1 rRNA gene is annotated in these 1,261 nt (G+C 50.6%); it reads left to right on the top strand.

Annotated elements, in window-relative coordinates:
- Positions 1-82 precede the first annotated feature (82 nt).
- A 23S ribosomal RNA gene (locus KE503_RS14330) occupies positions 83-1,261 on the top strand; the annotation flags it as partial.

The following is a 1,261-nucleotide window of genomic DNA, read 5'->3' as shown; positions in this document are numbered from 1 at the left end:
AAAAGAAACACAAAGCCCGCTGATGTAACGCTATACATCAGTGAGGAAACAGAGGATCAAGTGATCCGATCGTTCCTGCTACGGTTAAAGTAGTAAGGGCGCAGGGTGGATGCCTTGGCACTAAGAGCCGATGAAAGACGTGATAAGCTGCGAAAAGCTTCGGGGAGGAGCACATATCCATTGATCCGGAGATATCTGAATGGGGAAACCCGGCAGAGGAAACCTCTGTCAGCATGTAGTGAATCCATAGCTGCATGTGGGGAACCCGGGGAACTGAAACATCTAAGTACCCGGAGGAAGAGAAAGAAAATTTATCGATTTCCAAAGTAGCGGCGAGCGAAATGGAAGGAGCCCAAACCGTGGTGCGTGCATCACGGGGTTCGGACTGCGACATGAGAGACGTAAGATAGGAGAACGGACTGGGAAGTCCGGCCGGAGAGAGTGAAAGCCTCGTATCCGAAATCCCAAGTCATCTAGCAGGATCCAGAGTAGGACGAGACACGAGAAACCTTGTCTGAAGGAGCGGGGACCACCCCGTAAGGCTAAATACTTCTTAGTGACCGATAGCGCATAGTACTGTGAAGGAAAGGTGAAAAGTACCCCGGGAGGGGAGTGAAAGAGAACCTGAAACCCTGTGTCTACAAGCTGTGGGACCTCTTTATATGAGGGACTGCGTACTTTTTGTAGAACGGTCCGGCGAGTTGTGCGTACTGGCGAGGTTAAGGACTTAAGGTCCGGAGCCGAAGTGAAAGCAAGCGTTAAGAGCGCGGTAAGTCAGTGAGTGCAGACCCGAAACCGGGTGACCTATCCATGTCCAGGTTGAAGCTTCCGTAAGAGGAAGTGGAGGACCGAACCCACATCCGTTGAAAAGGGTGGGGATGAGGTGTGGATAGCGGAGAAATTCCAATCGAACCCGGAGATAGCTGGTTCTCCTCGAAATAGCTTTAGGGCTAGCCTCATGAGAGTCTTATGGAGGTAGAGCACTGAATTGCCTAGGGGGCGTCAAAGCTTACCAAAGCATATCAAACTCCGAATGCCATCAAGATGATTCATGGGAGTCAGACCATACGAGATAAGTTGGATGGTCAAAAGGGAAAGAGCCCAGACCTACAGCTAAGGTCCCAAAGTGCGTGTTAAGTGGAAAAGGATGTGGGGATTCTAAGACAACTAGGACGTTGGCTTAGAAGCAGCCATTCATTGAAAGAGTGCGTAATAGCTCACTAGTCGAGAGTCCCTGCGCCGAAAATGTCCGGGGCTGAAA

The organism is Anaerostipes sp. Marseille-Q3525 (genome assembly GCF_018223505.1).
Classification (GTDB): Bacteria; Bacillota; Clostridia; order Lachnospirales; family Lachnospiraceae; genus Anaerostipes; species Anaerostipes amylophilus.
Note: the sequence above shows the minus strand (reverse complement) of the source record. Positions and strands in the feature narration are given on the sequence as shown.